Annotated in this window: 16 protein-coding genes; all 16 read left to right on the top strand. The window is 41.2% G+C overall.

The window, feature by feature from the left end:
* Positions 1-7: 7 nt before the first annotated feature.
* The 16 genes from ABC357_RS06450 (at position 8) to ABC357_RS06525 (ending at position 15,297) form a co-directional block, all read left to right on the top strand.
* Complete coding sequence (locus ABC357_RS06450) at positions 8-835, top strand: LysM peptidoglycan-binding domain-containing protein (protein WP_412886710.1); 828 nt, start codon at positions 8-10, stop codon at positions 833-835.
* A gap of 64 nt (positions 836-899) precedes the next feature.
* Positions 900-1,361 (top strand): DUF2663 family protein, encoded by a 462-nt coding sequence (locus tag ABC357_RS06455; protein WP_412886711.1) that lies wholly within the window; start codon positions 900-902, stop codon positions 1,359-1,361.
* Between the two features lie 46 nt (positions 1,362-1,407).
* Positions 1,408-2,043, top strand: a complete 636-nt coding sequence (locus ABC357_RS06460) for a CBS domain-containing protein (RefSeq protein ID WP_412886712.1) — start codon at positions 1,408-1,410, stop codon at positions 2,041-2,043.
* A gap of 605 nt (positions 2,044-2,648) precedes the next feature.
* Complete coding sequence (locus ABC357_RS06465) at positions 2,649-3,434, top strand: metallophosphoesterase (protein WP_412886713.1); 786 nt, start codon at positions 2,649-2,651, stop codon at positions 3,432-3,434.
* A gap of 172 nt (positions 3,435-3,606) precedes the next feature.
* Positions 3,607-4,185: an adaptor protein MecA gene (locus tag ABC357_RS06470; protein WP_412886714.1), complete on the top strand. Its 579-nt coding sequence runs from the start codon at positions 3,607-3,609 to the stop codon at positions 4,183-4,185.
* Positions 4,186-4,390: 205 nt separating this feature from the next.
* Positions 4,391-5,674, top strand: a complete 1,284-nt coding sequence (locus tag ABC357_RS06475) for a Glu/Leu/Phe/Val family dehydrogenase (RefSeq protein WP_412886715.1) — start codon at positions 4,391-4,393, stop codon at positions 5,672-5,674.
* Positions 5,675-5,801: 127 nt separating this feature from the next.
* Positions 5,802-6,779, top strand: coding sequence for a YpdA family putative bacillithiol disulfide reductase (locus tag ABC357_RS06480; protein WP_412886716.1), 978 nt, complete (start codon positions 5,802-5,804; stop codon positions 6,777-6,779).
* Between the two features lie 102 nt (positions 6,780-6,881).
* Positions 6,882-7,853, top strand: a complete 972-nt coding sequence (locus tag ABC357_RS06485) for an asparaginase (protein WP_412886717.1) — start codon at positions 6,882-6,884, stop codon at positions 7,851-7,853.
* A gap of 200 nt (positions 7,854-8,053) precedes the next feature.
* The gene (gene prsW / locus ABC357_RS06490; protein WP_412886718.1) at positions 8,054-8,725 is read left to right on the top strand and encodes a glutamic-type intramembrane protease PrsW; all 672 of its coding nucleotides are present in this window, start codon (positions 8,054-8,056) and stop codon (positions 8,723-8,725) included.
* Between the two features lie 145 nt (positions 8,726-8,870).
* Complete coding sequence (locus ABC357_RS06495; protein ID WP_412888597.1) at positions 8,871-10,379, top strand: BCCT family transporter; 1,509 nt, start codon at positions 8,871-8,873, stop codon at positions 10,377-10,379.
* 298 nt (positions 10,380-10,677) lie between these two features.
* Positions 10,678-11,481: a spore cortex-lytic enzyme gene (gene sleB, locus ABC357_RS06500; protein ID WP_412888598.1), complete on the top strand. Its 804-nt coding sequence runs from the start codon at positions 10,678-10,680 to the stop codon at positions 11,479-11,481.
* A gap of 15 nt (positions 11,482-11,496) precedes the next feature.
* Complete coding sequence (gene ypeB, locus ABC357_RS06505; protein ID WP_412886719.1) at positions 11,497-12,849, top strand: germination protein YpeB; 1,353 nt, start codon at positions 11,497-11,499, stop codon at positions 12,847-12,849.
* A gap of 111 nt (positions 12,850-12,960) precedes the next feature.
* On the top strand, positions 12,961-13,614 hold the full coding sequence (locus ABC357_RS06510) for a flagellar brake protein (protein WP_412886720.1): 654 nt from the start codon (positions 12,961-12,963) through the stop codon (positions 13,612-13,614).
* Positions 13,615-13,668: 54 nt separating this feature from the next.
* On the top strand, positions 13,669-13,872 hold the full coding sequence (locus ABC357_RS06515) for a DUF5359 family protein (RefSeq protein ID WP_412886721.1): 204 nt from the start codon (positions 13,669-13,671) through the stop codon (positions 13,870-13,872).
* 159 nt (positions 13,873-14,031) lie between these two features.
* Positions 14,032-14,709, top strand: coding sequence for a (d)CMP kinase (gene cmk / locus ABC357_RS06520; protein ID WP_412886722.1), 678 nt, complete (start codon positions 14,032-14,034; stop codon positions 14,707-14,709).
* Positions 14,710-15,297: a lysophospholipid acyltransferase family protein gene (locus ABC357_RS06525; RefSeq protein WP_412886723.1), complete on the top strand. Its 588-nt coding sequence runs from the start codon at positions 14,710-14,712 to the stop codon at positions 15,295-15,297.
* The last annotated feature ends 62 nt before the right edge of the window (positions 15,298-15,359 follow it).

The raw sequence follows: 15,359 nt of genomic DNA on the forward strand, positions 1-15,359 counted from the left end.
TCAACACATGCCTAAACAAGATTTTACTAAAAATGACCAAGCTGACCGCCTGAGAGATCAGGTTAAAAGCGATCAGGAGGAATTTGGTTTCAGCACATCTTCACTTCCATCAAGGAAAGAAGTGCATGGCCGCAAAAAGCAGAAGGTAAAAATGAAAATCAAATTTCCGCTTGTCAAATTTTTGGCCTTCTTTTTCATCCTTTTAATTGTCACGACCTTTGCTATTTATTCTTTTATAACAAAAGATGATGAGCCTGTTGCGAAAAAAGAAAGCAGCAGTAAAGAGCCATATTCTGAGAGTATAAACATCGACAATAGTTCTGCTGAAGCAAGCACTTCAAATGATAAGAAAAAAGAAGCAGAGAACAAAGCGCTGACTACCAAAGCGGAAGAGAAGAAGCAGAAAGAGAAGCAGGCTGAAGCTGAGAAAGCGGCAGCGAAAAAAGAATCCGAACAAAAGAAAGCGGAAGCTGCCAAAAAAGCCGCCGCTGCTAAAAAAGAAGCGGAAGCCAAGAAAGAAGAAGCCGCCAAAAAAGAAGCTGAAGAAAAAGCCCATAATGAGAGTAATTCATCTGTGCAGAATTCCAACCAACATAATAATGGTAGCTCCCAATCTGAAAAAAAGCCGGCTTCGAATTCTGGAAATGAGAATTATACGATAGAAAATGGGTATAAGATTTATAGACATACTGTTCAGCCAAGTGAAACTGTTTTTAGGATTGCTATGAAGTACTACGGTTCCCTTGACGGCATTGATTTGATCAATCGTTGGAATGGCATCTCCAATAATAATATCTCAGTAGGTCAAGTACTGAAAATACCTGTAAAACAATAAAGGTAGGTCTGAAAAGGCCGTTTTTCGCATATACTCCTCCTATAACGTGAGGAGTGTGAGTGAAATGGATCCAGCCATTATCCAATTGGATGATTCAATTACCGATCAAGCAACGAAGAGGATGCTTCAAAACGTGATAGAACGGAAGAAAAAGTTTGATTATCTGAAGAAAAAACACTTTAGGACAACTCTTGTTACGCTCTTGCTAGGATTCCTGTTAATCCTGTATGTATATGTCTTTTACGTAAAGCCCTTTTCTTTTTCCTATTTGGACATGCTTACTAGATTCGTAGGTCATAGCACTTCCTTATTGTATTGTGCAGCAGCGTTTGGCGCTTATGGGTATATGCTAGTGTTAAAGAAGAAAAAGGATAAGGCAGAAAAGGAATTCCATGCTTTGCGTTGTGAAATTGTCGACCGCAGCAAGGATTTATGGAAGCCGGAAGCTGCCTGGAAGGACCGGCATAAAATATTTCAATTAATGAAAGATCAATACGATATTAATCTATTTCATCAGAATAAGTAGATTGTATGGTTGCGCAAGGTTTTAAAATTGAAAGGAGATGTTCACCATGTTTGTAAAAAGTATCATGAAGCCAAGACATGATTGCTATACAGTCAAAAGCACTGATTCCCTTCAGACAGCTATGGATGTCCTGTCAAAAAACGGTGTTGATGCTGTACCCGTACTTAATGGCAATAAATATGCAGGTATTTTGACACAGTATACGATTTACGAGGGATATTTCAAGAACGGGGGAAGCAGGGACGAATTTCTGCAGCAAAAAACTGCGGGTGAATTGGCTGGTTACAGCGATGAATTTCTTAGGGGCGATGAAATTTTTGAACACACCGTAATCAAAATGAAGAAATTCCCTTTGTTGCCTGTTTTGGATGGTAAGGGCGAGTTTTATGGAATTGTAACCAGATATGATGTTCTTGACCAATTTCAAAGTGCTTTCGGTATGCAGAAGAAGGGGATAAGAATTGCGTTTACATCTGTGGAAACAGAAGGCCGCCTGGCTAAGTTTACGGATATTGCCCATCAGTATCATGAACATATCATTTCACTTGTTACATTTGATGAAGGAGATCCGCTCGTACGCCGGATTGTCATGAAAATTGAGCCGACGGCCAATTTGGAAAAATTCACGAAAAAGCTGGAAGAATCCGGTTTCCGAATTTTGAGCATAACTGAAGAAGTATAATGTATATGCCCTTTCCGATTCATGGAAAGGGTTTTCCCTTTTCTTGAAAGAGTCTTAAGCTTGTCGGGGGTAAATAGTCGCTTTCCGCTTTTGTTTCATCCAGCTGCAAGCGCCACCCCCTCGAGGTCTTAAGCCGTGCCTCTGTCAAAGGCGAAGGACAGCCTTTGTCAGCGCCCCGTCTTAAGCTTGTCGGGGGTAAATAGTCGCTTTCCGCTTTTGTTTCATCCAGCTGCAAGCGCCATCCCCTCGAGGTCTTAAGCCGTGCCTCTGTCAAAGGCGAAGGGCGGCCTTTGTCAGTGCCCCGCCTTAAGCTTGTCGGGGATAAACGGCGCTTTCCGCTTTTGTTTCATCCAGCTGCAGGGACCAGCCACTAGTGAACTTCCCCCTCATCTTCTACGATAAGTCAACATCGAATCGCTTCGCTCTTCGTGTTTCCTATATCTCAAGAATGAGTGGTCCAGTTCATACGTGGCTAAACGGTCCCTTCCGCTTTTGTTTATCAATTTGGTTCTTAAGTGCTGAGCTGATGTCATATAATTATAAGGTTATTTATGGTATGATTCGGTTAGGTTTTTGTAAATTTTTTCGGGAGACAAGGAGTTCTTATGGAATATGTGTTAGTGGCTGTTGCCGTTATTGTTGCTACGGCAGTTGCTTTGTTGCTATATATGTGGAAGTTGGCCCATGAAAACAATGTGTTGGAGCATCATTTATCCTTCGCGGATTTTCCTGCCGAGTTCGGTAAAGCCTCCTTCTTTTTTATTTCGGATATCCATAAACGGCATGTCCATAAAAGCATCATAGAAAACGTGAAGGGAAAAGCCGAATGTGTCATTATTGGCGGCGATTTAGCTGAAGGCGGAGTTTCATTAGGTGTCATAGAAGAGAATATACAATTATTAAAATCTATTGGCCCTGTTTTTTTTGTATGGGGAAATAATGATTATGAAATTGATTATCATGAGCTGGATGCATTGCTTAACAGCATGGGTGTGAAGATTTTGGACAATACAGCTGTTGCCCTTGAATCGCATAATGGCGGTTCGCTGTCATTGATGGGGATCGATTATTATGATGGAGGAAGGGCAAGGCTGGATCTGGCTCTTCAAGATAGTGAAAAAGACAGTTTTAAAATTCTTGTCAGTCACAGTCCGAGTATCATTAGAAGAATTAAACCGGAGGATGGAATATCATTAATCCTCGCGGGCCATACGCACGGTGGGCAGATACGGATTTTTGGGCTGGGCCGGTATGCACATGGCGGCATTACCCATAAGGGAGATACAGTAATGCTAACATCTAATGGTTACGGCACTTCGCTCCTGCCCCTGAGACTAGGCGCTAAATCGCAAACACATATTGTTCACATTACCTCACAAATAGAACGCTGAAGGGAACCTTTCCTGCTGAAGGGTTCCTTTTTGTCGTATGAAAAAGGAGGGAATAGGATATGCACAGCCATAGCAGCCATTCATATGATGATGTAGGAATTCAATTTTATTTCAGCGGCCGCACTGTTTTTCCACGCTGAAAGGATTTATATTATGTACGGGAGGCTTGTACGTGAAGGTTGAACGAATGGATCTATATACATTGAAGATCTTTCTCACACTGGATGATTTGTTTGAGAACGGTTTGGACTTGGAAGATATAAAAAGCAATAGCCTGAAGGTGCATGCCATTATTAAAGGAATGATTGAAACAGTCTGCCTAGAAGAAAACTTTCCCTTCAAAGGATATATGGAAATTGAAATTTTTTCACTGCATGCGCACGGTGTTTTGATGATAATTAGCCGGGAAGATGATCTTAGCTGTGATGAAGACGATGACCTATTTGATTTGCGTTTATATAATACGGAAGAGAAAGAATTTTTATATTATTTCCATTCCTTTGAGTGTTTGATTCAACTAGCCATTATTCTTCGCCGAAAAGAAGCGAAAGCTGAAAGCTCCATTTATTATTATGAAAATAGATATTATATTTATATAGATAATAGGTCGATTAATTGCTGTGAAGAAATCGTCTCTATTGTCTCTGAATTTGGTTTTCCGAGCACGATGGCCCTGTGCCGCCTTCAAGAATATGGGAAGGTGATTTGCATGAAGAATGGAATTGAAGAGATATGTCGATATTTTTGCTGAATAATGGCTGGACAGACGTTTCCTCCACTTAGGTGACAGGTAATAAAAAAGGATGTTTTAGACAACAAAAAGAAAGGAATAGTATATTGTTTCTATTGATTCTGAATATTTTTGTAATAGCTTGATTAAAAAGTCTTTAGGTGTATACTAACACTGTATGTAGATGTTTATCTTACTAAGAAAAGACTTTCTAGGAGGTCCTTACATGGCAGCTCAAAATGAAGCAGAGCATACTCAACAGACAGATGTGAAAGAAAATGATGTATTGTTATCAACCCAAACAGTGATTCATAAGGCACTGGATAAGCTTGGCTATCCTGAAGAAGTATACGAGCTTCTAAAGGAGCCTTTGCGTATGTTGACAGTAAAAATCCCGGTCAAAATGGACGATGGAACTGTCAAAATATTTACCGGCTACCGTGCGCAGCATAATGATGCTGTAGGTCCGACAAAGGGTGGAATCCGTTTTCATCCGGGTGTGACCGAACGTGAAGTCAAAGCGCTTTCCATATGGATGAGCTTGAAATGCGGCATTGTCGATTTACCATATGGTGGCGGAAAGGGAGGTATAATCTGTGATCCGCGGACTATGTCATTCGGGGAGCTTGAACGGCTTAGCCGTGCCTATGTGCGCGCTATTTCCCAAATTGTCGGTCCGACAAAAGATATACCTGCTCCAGATGTTTTCACCAACTCACAGATTATGGCATGGATGATGGATGAATACAGCCGAATTGACGAATTCAATTCGCCAGGGTTCATTACCGGTAAACCAATTGTTTTAGGTGGTTCCCATGGACGTGAGTCCGCTACTGCCAAAGGCGTAACCATTGTCATACGCGAAGCGGCCAAAAAAAAGGGGATTGATCTGAAAGGAGCAAGAGTTGTTGTACAGGGATTCGGCAATGCCGGAAGCTTCTTGTCAAAATTCATGCACGATGCAGGCGCAAAAATAGTAGGCATTTCTGATGCATATGGCGCTTTGCATGATCCAGATGGATTGGATATTGATTATTTGCTGGACCGCAGGGATAGTTATGGTACAGTTACCAATCTATTTGATAATACAATAACCAATAAAGAATTGCTGGAACTTGAGTGTGATATATTAGTGCCTGCTGCCATAGAGAACCAAATCACCGAAGAAAATGCACATAATATAGCTGCGAAAATTGTAGTTGAAGCCGCTAATGGGCCAACTACACTTGAGGGAACACAGATATTGACTGACCGCGGGATTCTGTTGGTGCCGGACGTACTTGCATCTGCCGGAGGCGTTACGGTCTCGTACTTTGAATGGGTGCAGAACAATCAAGGGTATTACTGGACAGAGGAAGAAGTAGATGAAAAGCTGGAGAAGATACTAGTGAAATCATTTGAAGCGATCTATGAAACAGCCCAGACAAGACGAGTGGATATGAGGCTGGCCGCTTATATGATCGGCGTCAGAAAAATGGCCGAGGCGTCCCGTTTTAGAGGGTGGATTTAATAAATTCGGTATAAGGAATGTAATTTCTTGAATTATTGTAGAAAAACTTCTATCTTTAAAGATAGGAGTTTTTATTTATGGCAGTAAGCAGTCTATCCGCAGATATGCCATATGAGGAGTGGTAATTTTGTTAACGAAAGAGGCAGTTATTATTGGCGGTGGCCCATGTGGATTGGCAGCGGCTATTGCATTGCAGGAAATCGGCATGAAGCCGTTAGTGATTGAAAAAGGAAATATTGTCAATTCCATCTATCATTATCCGACCCATCAAACTTTTTTCAGTTCAAGTGACCGGCTGGAAATTGGAGATGTAGCTTTTATCACAGAAAACAGGAAGCCTGTCCGCAACCAGGCGTTAGCCTATTATCGTGAAGTCGTGAAACGGAAAGAAATTATGGTAAATCCATTTGAAAAAGTTCAGCATGTCACAAAGGGCGAGGATGAGAAATTCACTGTCAAAACAGATAAAGCTGAATATCATACGCCTTATGTCATCGTAGCAACCGGTTATTATGATCAACCTAACTTACTGAATATACCAGGTGAAAACCTTCCGCATGTCTATCATTATTTTAAAGAAGCACATCCCTACTTTGATTGCGATGTAACGGTGATCGGAGGGAAAAACTCAAGTGTAGATGCCGCCTTGGAGTTGGTGAAAGCGGGCGCAAGGGTTACAGTCCTATACCGTGGCAGTGTGTATTCGCCAAGTGTCAAACCGTGGATTTTGCCTGAGTTCGATGCCCTTGTTAGAAATGGAACAATCAAGATGGAGTTCAATTCCTCCATTAAAGCCATTACTGCTGATAGCGTACAATATGTGGTTGACGGAACAGAATTAAAAAGGACTAAAGCCGACTATGTTTTCGCTATGATCGGTTATCATCCGGACCATGCCTTCCTGAAAGAAATGGGGGTTAAAGAGGAAGAAGAAAGCGGAAGACCTCTTTTTAATCCGGAAACAATGGAAACTAACGTGAAAAATCTATTTATTGCAGGTGTGATAGCGGCCGGAAACAATGCCAATGAAATATTTATTGAGAACGGCCGTTTCCATGGACCGCAAATTGCAGCATATATACAAAGCGAGAGAGAGAACGGATAACCTTCGTTCTCTTTTTCTGTCCTCAATCAATACAAAAGGTTTATGTGAACAAGACTTCCGCTTTTCCTGTCAAATATAGTATGATAATGTGGAGGTGTCGATATGAAAACAAAAAAAATTACGTTAATCACTACCGGCGGGACAATCGCAAGTAAGGAAATAAATAAAGGCCTGCTTGATTCAGGTGCAATAAGCGGTGAAGAATTGGCATCGCTTTGTGATTTGCCTGATGGCTACGACATACATATAGTCGATATTATGCAAGTTCCTTCCATGCATATAAATTTTTCTAAAATGGATTTAATCAGAAAAGCCATTGAAAATGAACTCAAGGATGATAGTGTAAGCGGAGTGGTTGTTACCCATGGAACGGATAGCCTGGAAGAAACTGCTTATTTTCTGGATATAACCATTAATGACCACCGTCCAATCGTAGTGACGGGTTCTCAGCGTTCACCACAGGAAGTGGGGACAGATGTGTTTTCAAATTTAAAGAATTCGATTTACACAGCTTCCAGCGAGCTGTTGCACAATGTGGGCGTAGTGGTTGTTTTCAATGAACGCATCTATTCCGCCAAATATGTAAAAAAAGTACATGCCTCCAATCTTCAGGGGTTTGAATCATTTGGTTATGGATATCTTGGGATCATTGATAATGACATTGTGTCCATTTACCAAAAGCCTGTGAGAAAAGAAAGCTATGAATTAACTAAACCATTGGGAAGGGTGGACATTATTAAATGCCATACCGGACAGGATGGGCTCTTTATTGATGCTTCGGTTGCTGCGGATGCTGAAGGAATTGTATTGGAAGGCGTCGGGCGTGGACAAGTAACACCGATGATGATCGATTCCATACAGAATGCTTTGGATAAAGGCGTTGCCGTGGTCATGACGACAAGTGCTGAAGAAGGCAAGGTGTATCCTTCATATGGCTATGAAGGCAGTGCGCATGATTTAAAACAGAGAGGCGTTCTTTTGGGGGAGGATTACGACAGTAAAAAAGCCCGTATTAAATTGGCTGTATTGCTGGCCTCCAAGGATAAAGTCACGCAATCTGATTTTACTTACTAATAAATGAATAATATTGTAGTTGTGCCATTTACTAGTATAGCAACAGGATGGAACTTCATAGAATAAGTAAAGAAGAAGCGGCCGGCCGGCCGCTTTTTCTTTGATGTGTCCCAAAAAGAAAGCCGCAAGGAACGATTACTGATTTTTTACTAAGAACATGGTACGATAAGACAAAATAAGTAAAGAAATGAGGTCGGCGGATGCTGGTCATTTTTACAGCCGGTTTAGCACCTGGACTGGCATTGCTCAGTTATTTCTATTTGAAAGATTATTATGGAACTGAACCGATCTTTGTAGTTATAAGGACTTTTTTATTTGGTGCCTTACTTGTGTTCCCCATTATGTTTATCCAATATGTGCTTCAAACGGAGCATTTGATTTCGAATGATGCGGTTTATTCTTTCTTCGCTACTGGGTTTCTTGAAGAGTTTGTAAAATGGTTTATTTTGATTTATACCATTTATTCCCATGTGTCGTTTGATGAACCGTACGATGGGATTGTCTATGGTTCGGCAGTTTCGCTAGGGTTTGCAAGTGCAGAGAATATTTTTTATTTGATTGCCAATGGAGTCGAATTCGCTTTTGGACGAGCCTTGCTCCCGGTTTCAAGCCATGCGCTTTTTGGTGTTATTATGGGCTATTATTTAGGGAAGGGGAAGTTTGCCAGCGACAGGGAGAGATCATTTATGCTTTATGCTTTCCTCGTGCCATTCTTTTTACACGGTCTCTATGATTATATCTTACTAAAAGAAACACTTTGGATTTATACGATTGCTCCTTTCATGATTTTTCTTTGGTGGTTCGGATTGCGAAAAATCAAGAAAGCAAGGAAGCTATCGGATATTTATGCAGCAGAAATATCCCAGCAATGAAAGCACGCCTATACGAGCGTGCTTTTTAACGTTCCGGAATGATCTTTGAACCGTTATGCTTGAATAATAGAAGAGTCATGTGTATTCTATAAAACATAGCATTTTAATGGGAATTAAATGATCCATTGAACAAAGAAAGGGTGGTATCATCAAGAAAAAGCATACTGTATTACTTGTATCTGTTTCTATTATTGCACTATTTATTATTTGGGGGCTGCTTCCTGGAAATATAGCAGGAAAATTTTCACTTGAAAGGACTATGTCCGCTGGAAATTCTTTTTTGCTTGAAAAATTCGGATGGTTTTATAGTCTATTGATGACGTCAATTGTTATCCTAGCCATCTATTTTTCTGTATCCAAATACGGAAAAATCCGGCTGGGGAAAGATGAAGACCGCCCAGAGTTTGGATATGTTACGTGGCTTTCCATGCTGTTTGCTGCGGGCATGGGTATTGGCTTGGTTTTTTATGGAATATCTGAACCGATTGCGCACATGGACTCGCCTTTAACGGATGGCCAAAGCGAAGCCGATAAAATGCGGTTTGCTATGCGGTATTCCTTTTTGAATTGGGGAATCCATCCTTGGGCGATATATGCAATAGCTGCCATGATTATTGCTTACTTTACATTCAGGAAAGGCAAATCTGGCACTATTTCATCTACAGTTACTCCTTTATTTAAGACATCTTCTTCTTCTGTAATTGGCCGTATTGTTGATATACTGTCTGTATTGGCCATTGTTTTTGGAGTAATTCCGACTATAGGAATCGGAGCACAGCAAATTGCTGGAGGTCTGAGTTACCTCATTCCGAGTATCCATAATACAACTGGATTTCAAGTCATCTTAATTGGAGTTTTTACAGTTGTATTCCTTCTGTCAGCTCAAACAGGGATAAAAAGAGGGATTAAATATTTGAGTAACTTCAACATTATGTTGGCTGCATTGTTGTTATTTTTTGTTTTGTTTGCAGGGCCGACATTATTTATCCTTGATTTTTTTACGACAAGTCTCGGAAAGTATATCCAGACATTGCCGGAAATGTCGTTGAAATTGAATCCATTGAATCATGACGAATCCTCCTATATCCGTAGTTGGACCATTTTCTATTGGGGTTGGTGGATTTCCTGGACTCCGTTTGTGGCCAATTTTATTGCCCGTATCAGTAAAGGGCGTACGATTCGTGAATTTATTAGCGGCGTTGTTCTTGTGCCGGCGTTGATCGGTACATTTTGGTTTGCTGTTTTTGGAGGCACTTCTCTGCATCTTGATATGTTCAGCGGAGGGAATATCGCATCTGAAATTGCCTCCAACGGTCCGGAAGTCGGGTTATTTGCATTGCTAGGCCAATTGCCGTTTGCTCAAATTACTCAGGCGCTGGGCGTGGTTTTAGTGGCAGCTTTCTTTATTACATCTGCCGATTCAGCTACTTATGTCGTTGCCATGCAAACGTCAAACGGTTCCCTTAATCCGTCAAACCGTCTGAAATTAAGCTGGGGAATCATCATTTCCGCACTTTCAATGATTTTATTAGGTGCGGGCGGATTGGATGCTCTGCAAACGACTGCTCTTGTCGGCGCTTTTCCGTTTGCATTTGTGATTGTACTGATGATCGCTTCCTTTATGAGAGAGATAAAGAAAGAAAAGATAGACTGAAAAAAGGAGTGTCCGTTTTGAACGGAGGCTCCTTTTTTGTGTAGGAACGGTTACCTGGTCGGATTTCAGAGGCTTTGCCACGCTATGCTTGCACGAATCTTACATTCCTTCGTGTAGCCCTTTGCCTAATATAAAGCTATCTGGGACTCCCTCTTTTTAACGAGATGGCTCTATGGATAATTAAGCGCATAAAATAACCTTTCATTGAAAAAAATAGGATTACTTCCATTCATAATTATAGTTAGGAGTGTTCTTCGTGAGAATGACAATGTGGCAACAGATTAGTTTAGCGTGCATTATGCTGATTTCGGTTATTTTATTTGATCAGCCAAAATCGGCAAATGCTTTTTCCGAACAGGTCATCCAGCAAGGGGCAACAGGGGATGATGTAGTCGAATTACAGGCAAGGCTGCAAAACATTGGTTTCTACCATGGGAAAATCGATGGTGTTTTTGGCTGGGGTACATATTGGGCTCTGCGCAATTTTCAAAGCGATTTCGGTCTTCCAATTGACGGCTTGGCCGGGCAATCCACTAAAAATAAATTAGTGAAAGCTTCGAATTTCAATAAGAAATTTGTGCATGAGCAAATCAATAAAGGCAATACATTTACGTATTACGGAAATGTGCCGATCGAAAAGCAGGTAAAACCGAATAAACAGTCAAATACCGGTACTAACAAAGGAAAACAAGAGGGAGCTGCCAGCAATCAGACAGCTTCCAAGAAAGGGAATATCCCTGCCGGTTTTTCGGAGAACGACATCAATCTATTGGCTTCAGCAGTATATGGGGAATCAAGAGGAGAACCATATGAGGGGCAAGTGGCGGTCGCAGCCGTTATATTGAACAGAATGGAAAGTCCGTCCTTTCCCAATACCATCTCCCAAATTATTTTTGAACCGCTGGCTTTTACAGCTGTAGCAGATGGCCAAATATATATGGAACCAAATGAAACAGCTAAAAAAGCCGTCATTGATGCAATAAACGGCATGGATCCTTCAGGAAACGCGACGTATTACTTTAATCCTGAGACTGCAACCAGCAAATGGATATGGTCCCGTCCGCAAATCAAAAAAATCGGAAAGCATATATTCTGTAAGTAAAGAGGTGCATCTTTAATGGCAAAAAATATTATTATTGCTCTCCTGGCAGTCGCTGTAGCGGGAACAAGCTATTACGGCTTTAAGGAACACAGAGATAAAAACAATGTGATCATTCAGGCTGAGAACAATTACCAACGAGCATTCCATGATTTGTCCTATCAAATGGACCTGTTAAATGATAAGTTGGGAACAACATTGGCGATGAATACCCGGAAATCATTATCGCCTGCATTGACTGATGTTTGGAGAATTACTTCCGAAGCACAAGGAGATGTAGGGCAGCTTCCATTAGCGCTGATGACATTCAACCAAACTGAGGAGTTTTTAAATAATATAGGAAACTTCAGCTATCGAACAGCTGTTAGGGACCTTGAAAAAGAGCCTCTTTCAGATGAGGAATACAGCATGCTACAGCGTTTATACAAACAATCGAAAGAAATCCAGAATGATTTAAGGCAAGTGCAGCATACCATCATGGCTAAAAATCTGCGTTGGTCGGATGTCCAGCAATCGATGGCGAGCGGGAATTCTCCAAAGGACAATTCAATCGTGGACGGCTTTAATATGGTTGAGAAAAAAGTAGGCGGATACGCAGAAGCTTCACAATTTGGACCAAGCTTTGTATCCCATGAACAAAAGGATGATCAGTATCGGCAAATAAAGGGGAAAGAAATTACAAAAGCGGAAGCGGAGGCAATTGCACGCAAATTTGTCCCTTATAGCCCGTCTGCTAAGGCAACTGTGATTGAGAGCCGTAAAGGTTCAGATTTTCCCTTCTACAGTGTAACGTTAAAAGATAGCGATTCAGACCGTATGATATCAGTCGATTTAACGAAAAAGGTTGGCTATCCGATTATTTATATGAATAACCGAGAAGTAAAGGAAGCGAAAATCAGTTTAAACGAAGCCGCGAAAAAAGCGAAAGAATTACTGGATAAGCAACATTATACATCGATGGAACTATTCGAAAGCTCGCAATATGATTCGGTCGGAGTTTTTAATTTTGTCCATGTTGAAAACGGTGTCAGAGTATATACTGATTCAATCAAGGTAAAAGTGGCACTCGATAATGGAGGCATTATCGGCTATTCAGCCGAAGATTATCTTAAGACGAATAAAGAAAGACAACTATCGAAACCGAAGTTAACGCTAGAGGAAGCCAAAAAGAAAATAAACAGTAAAGTGAAGATCATGGAAAACCGCTTGGCCATTATCACGGATACAGGCGGCAAAGAGGTTCTATGCTATGAGTTCATGGGCGTATTAGATAATGAAACATACCGCCTTTTCATCAATGCCGACAATGGCGATGAAGAACTTGTAGAAAAAATGTCTGAAAAAGAACCGGGTTATCGGAATTCTATTTAATCCAAAAAGGAAAAGTATTTCAATACTTTTCCTTTTTTAAATTTTCTGCCATAATATAGATGGATAATTTGAACTAATACTTAATACTCTAGGGGAAGTGTGGAGAAACAAATGAAGATCGGTAACCGGCTTGTATTAGAGTCTAAAGGCTCAGGTAGTTATGAGAAATACCAATCGAAAATTTTAGAAATGTCCAATGGCTGCGTTTATATAGATTACCCGCAAAATATGGCTACGAAAAAGACGGCTTTTTTGCCGGACGGCATAACATTGAAAGCGTCATATGTGGATGAAACAGAGAATGCATTTTGGTTTCAGACAGAGGTACTAGGGAAAAGAAAATCAACTATTCCGATGATCCAATTATCTTTGCCGCCAAAGGAAACGCATAATAAAATTCAAAGGCGTGAATTTGTCCGGATCGAGACGAATATCGATGCAGCAGTACATAGCCCTAACCATGCTTTTCCTCCCTTCACTACCGTTACGGAGGATATAAGTGCAGGCGGAGCTGCCATTCTGGTCCCTAAGGAAATCAAAGTCGAGGAAAACAGCCGAGCAACTATATGGCTTGTCCTTCCGGCGAAGGGAGGAAGCATCCATTACGTAAAGGTCGACAGCCAGGTGGTGAGGCTGATCGAACAGCCTGCTGGAAGGTACAATGTGATGACCATGCAGTTTAATGAAATACCTGACAAAGAACGCCAACAATTAATCCGCTTCTGTTTCGAGAAACAATTGGAGCAACGGAAGGTTAGGGATTAATGTATGTTTCATGTCGATCCCGTCGATGCTATATCATAAAAAAGGGGCAACGGCATGGAAAAAATAGAAAGGCTTTTGGTGAAGCTGGTTCTTATCCAATTGGCATTCTTATTGTTTTGCCAATTCATTTTTCACCGTCCGGATGCATTCGCCGAATGGAAAAAATGGGCACGATATGAAGGTGTTTACTTGGATAACTACGATAGGATTGCCGATGTTTTGAAAGAGCAATCTTCCCTTTATATGGAACAAGAGTAAACCCGGCGCTGTAAAGGATGCCGGGTTTACTCTTTATCTATAGTCGTTATACAACAAAAAATATAAAACGTATTGGCAATCGGACTGATGGTGGACTGCTTTTTATGATAAAATAAAGAATGCATGTTTATTTACGTTGTAAAAGCCACAGGAGGAATTATGGACAAGAAAAACATATCAATAGCAATAGACGGGCCTGCCGCTGCAGGAAAGAGCACTGTAGCCAAAATTGTAGCTGAACATTTTTCATATGTTTATGTCGATACCGGGGCCATGTATAGAGCTTTAACTTTAAAAGCCATTTCAAACCATATAGATATTGAAGACGAGCAAGGGCTGTATAAAGTGCTTATGAATAGTGAAATTGTATTAAAGCCGGGAAAAGACGGGCAGCTAGTCTTTCTGGATGGAGAAGACGTATCCGAAAGAATCCGTACGGCTGAAGTGACAAACTCGGTGTCTGCTGTTTCCAAGCATGCTTCTGTCCGCAAAGAAATGGTAGCCAAGCAGCAAGCGATGGCTGCGGCTGGCGGCATTGTAATGGACGGACGGGATATTGGGACGCATGTTTTACCGAATGCTGAATTAAAGCTGTTTTTGATTGCCTCCGTTGAGGAGCGGGCACAAAGAAGGCATGCTGAGAACATGGCAAAAGGGTTCCCTTCCGATCTGGAAACACTAAAGGCGGAAATCGCAGCACGTGACCGTTATGATTCAGAAAGGGAAGTTTCTCCTTTGAAGAAAGCGGAAGATGCCATTGAAATTGATACGACATCTTTGAATATAGAAGAAACAGCAGATCGGATTATATCTCTTGTAAAAGAAAGGGCTTTGTGAATGAGCTTCTATAATTTTGCGAAAAATGTTGTCTATGTATTGTTAAAGCCGGTATATCGGTTTGAGGTTATCGGAAGAGATAATATTCCGAAGGAAGGCGGAGTACTGCTGTGCTCCAATCATATAGAAAATTTGGATCCTCCGGTTGTAGGGGCGAATGCCCCGCGGCCGGTCCATTTCATGGCGAAAGAGGAACTGTTTTCAGTGCCGGTCCTAAAGAAGATTTTGCCGCATGTCAATGCATTCCCTGTTAAGCGCGGAATGAGCGACCGCGATGCGTTAAGGACAGCCCTTAAGCTATTGAAGGATGGAAAAGTGGTTGGCCTATTTCCTGAAGGAACGAGAAGCAAAACCGGCGAGTTGGGCAAAGGACTTGCTGGGGCAGGATTTTTTGCTCTACGGTCGGATGCCGCTGTTGTGCCCTGTGCGATTATTGGACCCTATAAGCGTTTTAAACGGTTGAAAGTTGTCTATGGGAAACCGATCGATTTTTCCAAATATAAGGAAGAAGGTACAAAAATGCATGCGGAACAGGCGACAGAAATCATTATGGAACATATTTCTAAGCTTATTAGGGATAATAAATAAGGCGTATCCCTTGACAAAAAGAGTAAATTATAAGAATTTTAGTGTGAGGATATTTATTCCTA

It is taken from the genome of Bacillus kalamii (genome assembly GCF_047238185.1).
GTDB lineage: Bacteria > Bacillota > Bacilli > Bacillales > DSM-1321 > Bacillus_AD.

Coding starts and splice junctions, on each gene's coding strand:
- prsW (WP_412886718.1), top strand. CDS start 8,054: ATGCTGGTCATTTTTACAGCCGGTTTAGCACCTGGACTGGCATTGCTC.
- cmk (WP_412886722.1), top strand. CDS start 14,032: ATGGACAAGAAAAACATATCAATAGCAATAGACGGGCCTGCCGCTGCA.
- sleB (WP_412888598.1), top strand. CDS start 10,678: ATGCTGATTTCGGTTATTTTATTTGATCAGCCAAAATCGGCAAATGCT.
- ABC357_RS06515 (WP_412886721.1), top strand. CDS start 13,669: ATGGAAAAAATAGAAAGGCTTTTGGTGAAGCTGGTTCTTATCCAATTG.
- ABC357_RS06450 (WP_412886710.1), top strand. CDS start 8: ATGCCTAAACAAGATTTTACTAAAAATGACCAAGCTGACCGCCTGAGA.
- ABC357_RS06465 (WP_412886713.1), top strand. CDS start 2,649: ATGGAATATGTGTTAGTGGCTGTTGCCGTTATTGTTGCTACGGCAGTT.
- ABC357_RS06510 (WP_412886720.1), top strand. CDS start 12,961: ATGAAGATCGGTAACCGGCTTGTATTAGAGTCTAAAGGCTCAGGTAGT.
- ABC357_RS06475 (WP_412886715.1), top strand. CDS start 4,391: ATGGCAGCTCAAAATGAAGCAGAGCATACTCAACAGACAGATGTGAAA.
- ABC357_RS06525 (WP_412886723.1), top strand. CDS start 14,710: ATGAGCTTCTATAATTTTGCGAAAAATGTTGTCTATGTATTGTTAAAG.
- ABC357_RS06460 (WP_412886712.1), top strand. CDS start 1,408: ATGTTTGTAAAAAGTATCATGAAGCCAAGACATGATTGCTATACAGTC.
- ypeB (WP_412886719.1), top strand. CDS start 11,497: ATGGCAAAAAATATTATTATTGCTCTCCTGGCAGTCGCTGTAGCGGGA.
- ABC357_RS06455 (WP_412886711.1), top strand. CDS start 900: ATGGATCCAGCCATTATCCAATTGGATGATTCAATTACCGATCAAGCA.
- ABC357_RS06485 (WP_412886717.1), top strand. CDS start 6,882: ATGAAAACAAAAAAAATTACGTTAATCACTACCGGCGGGACAATCGCA.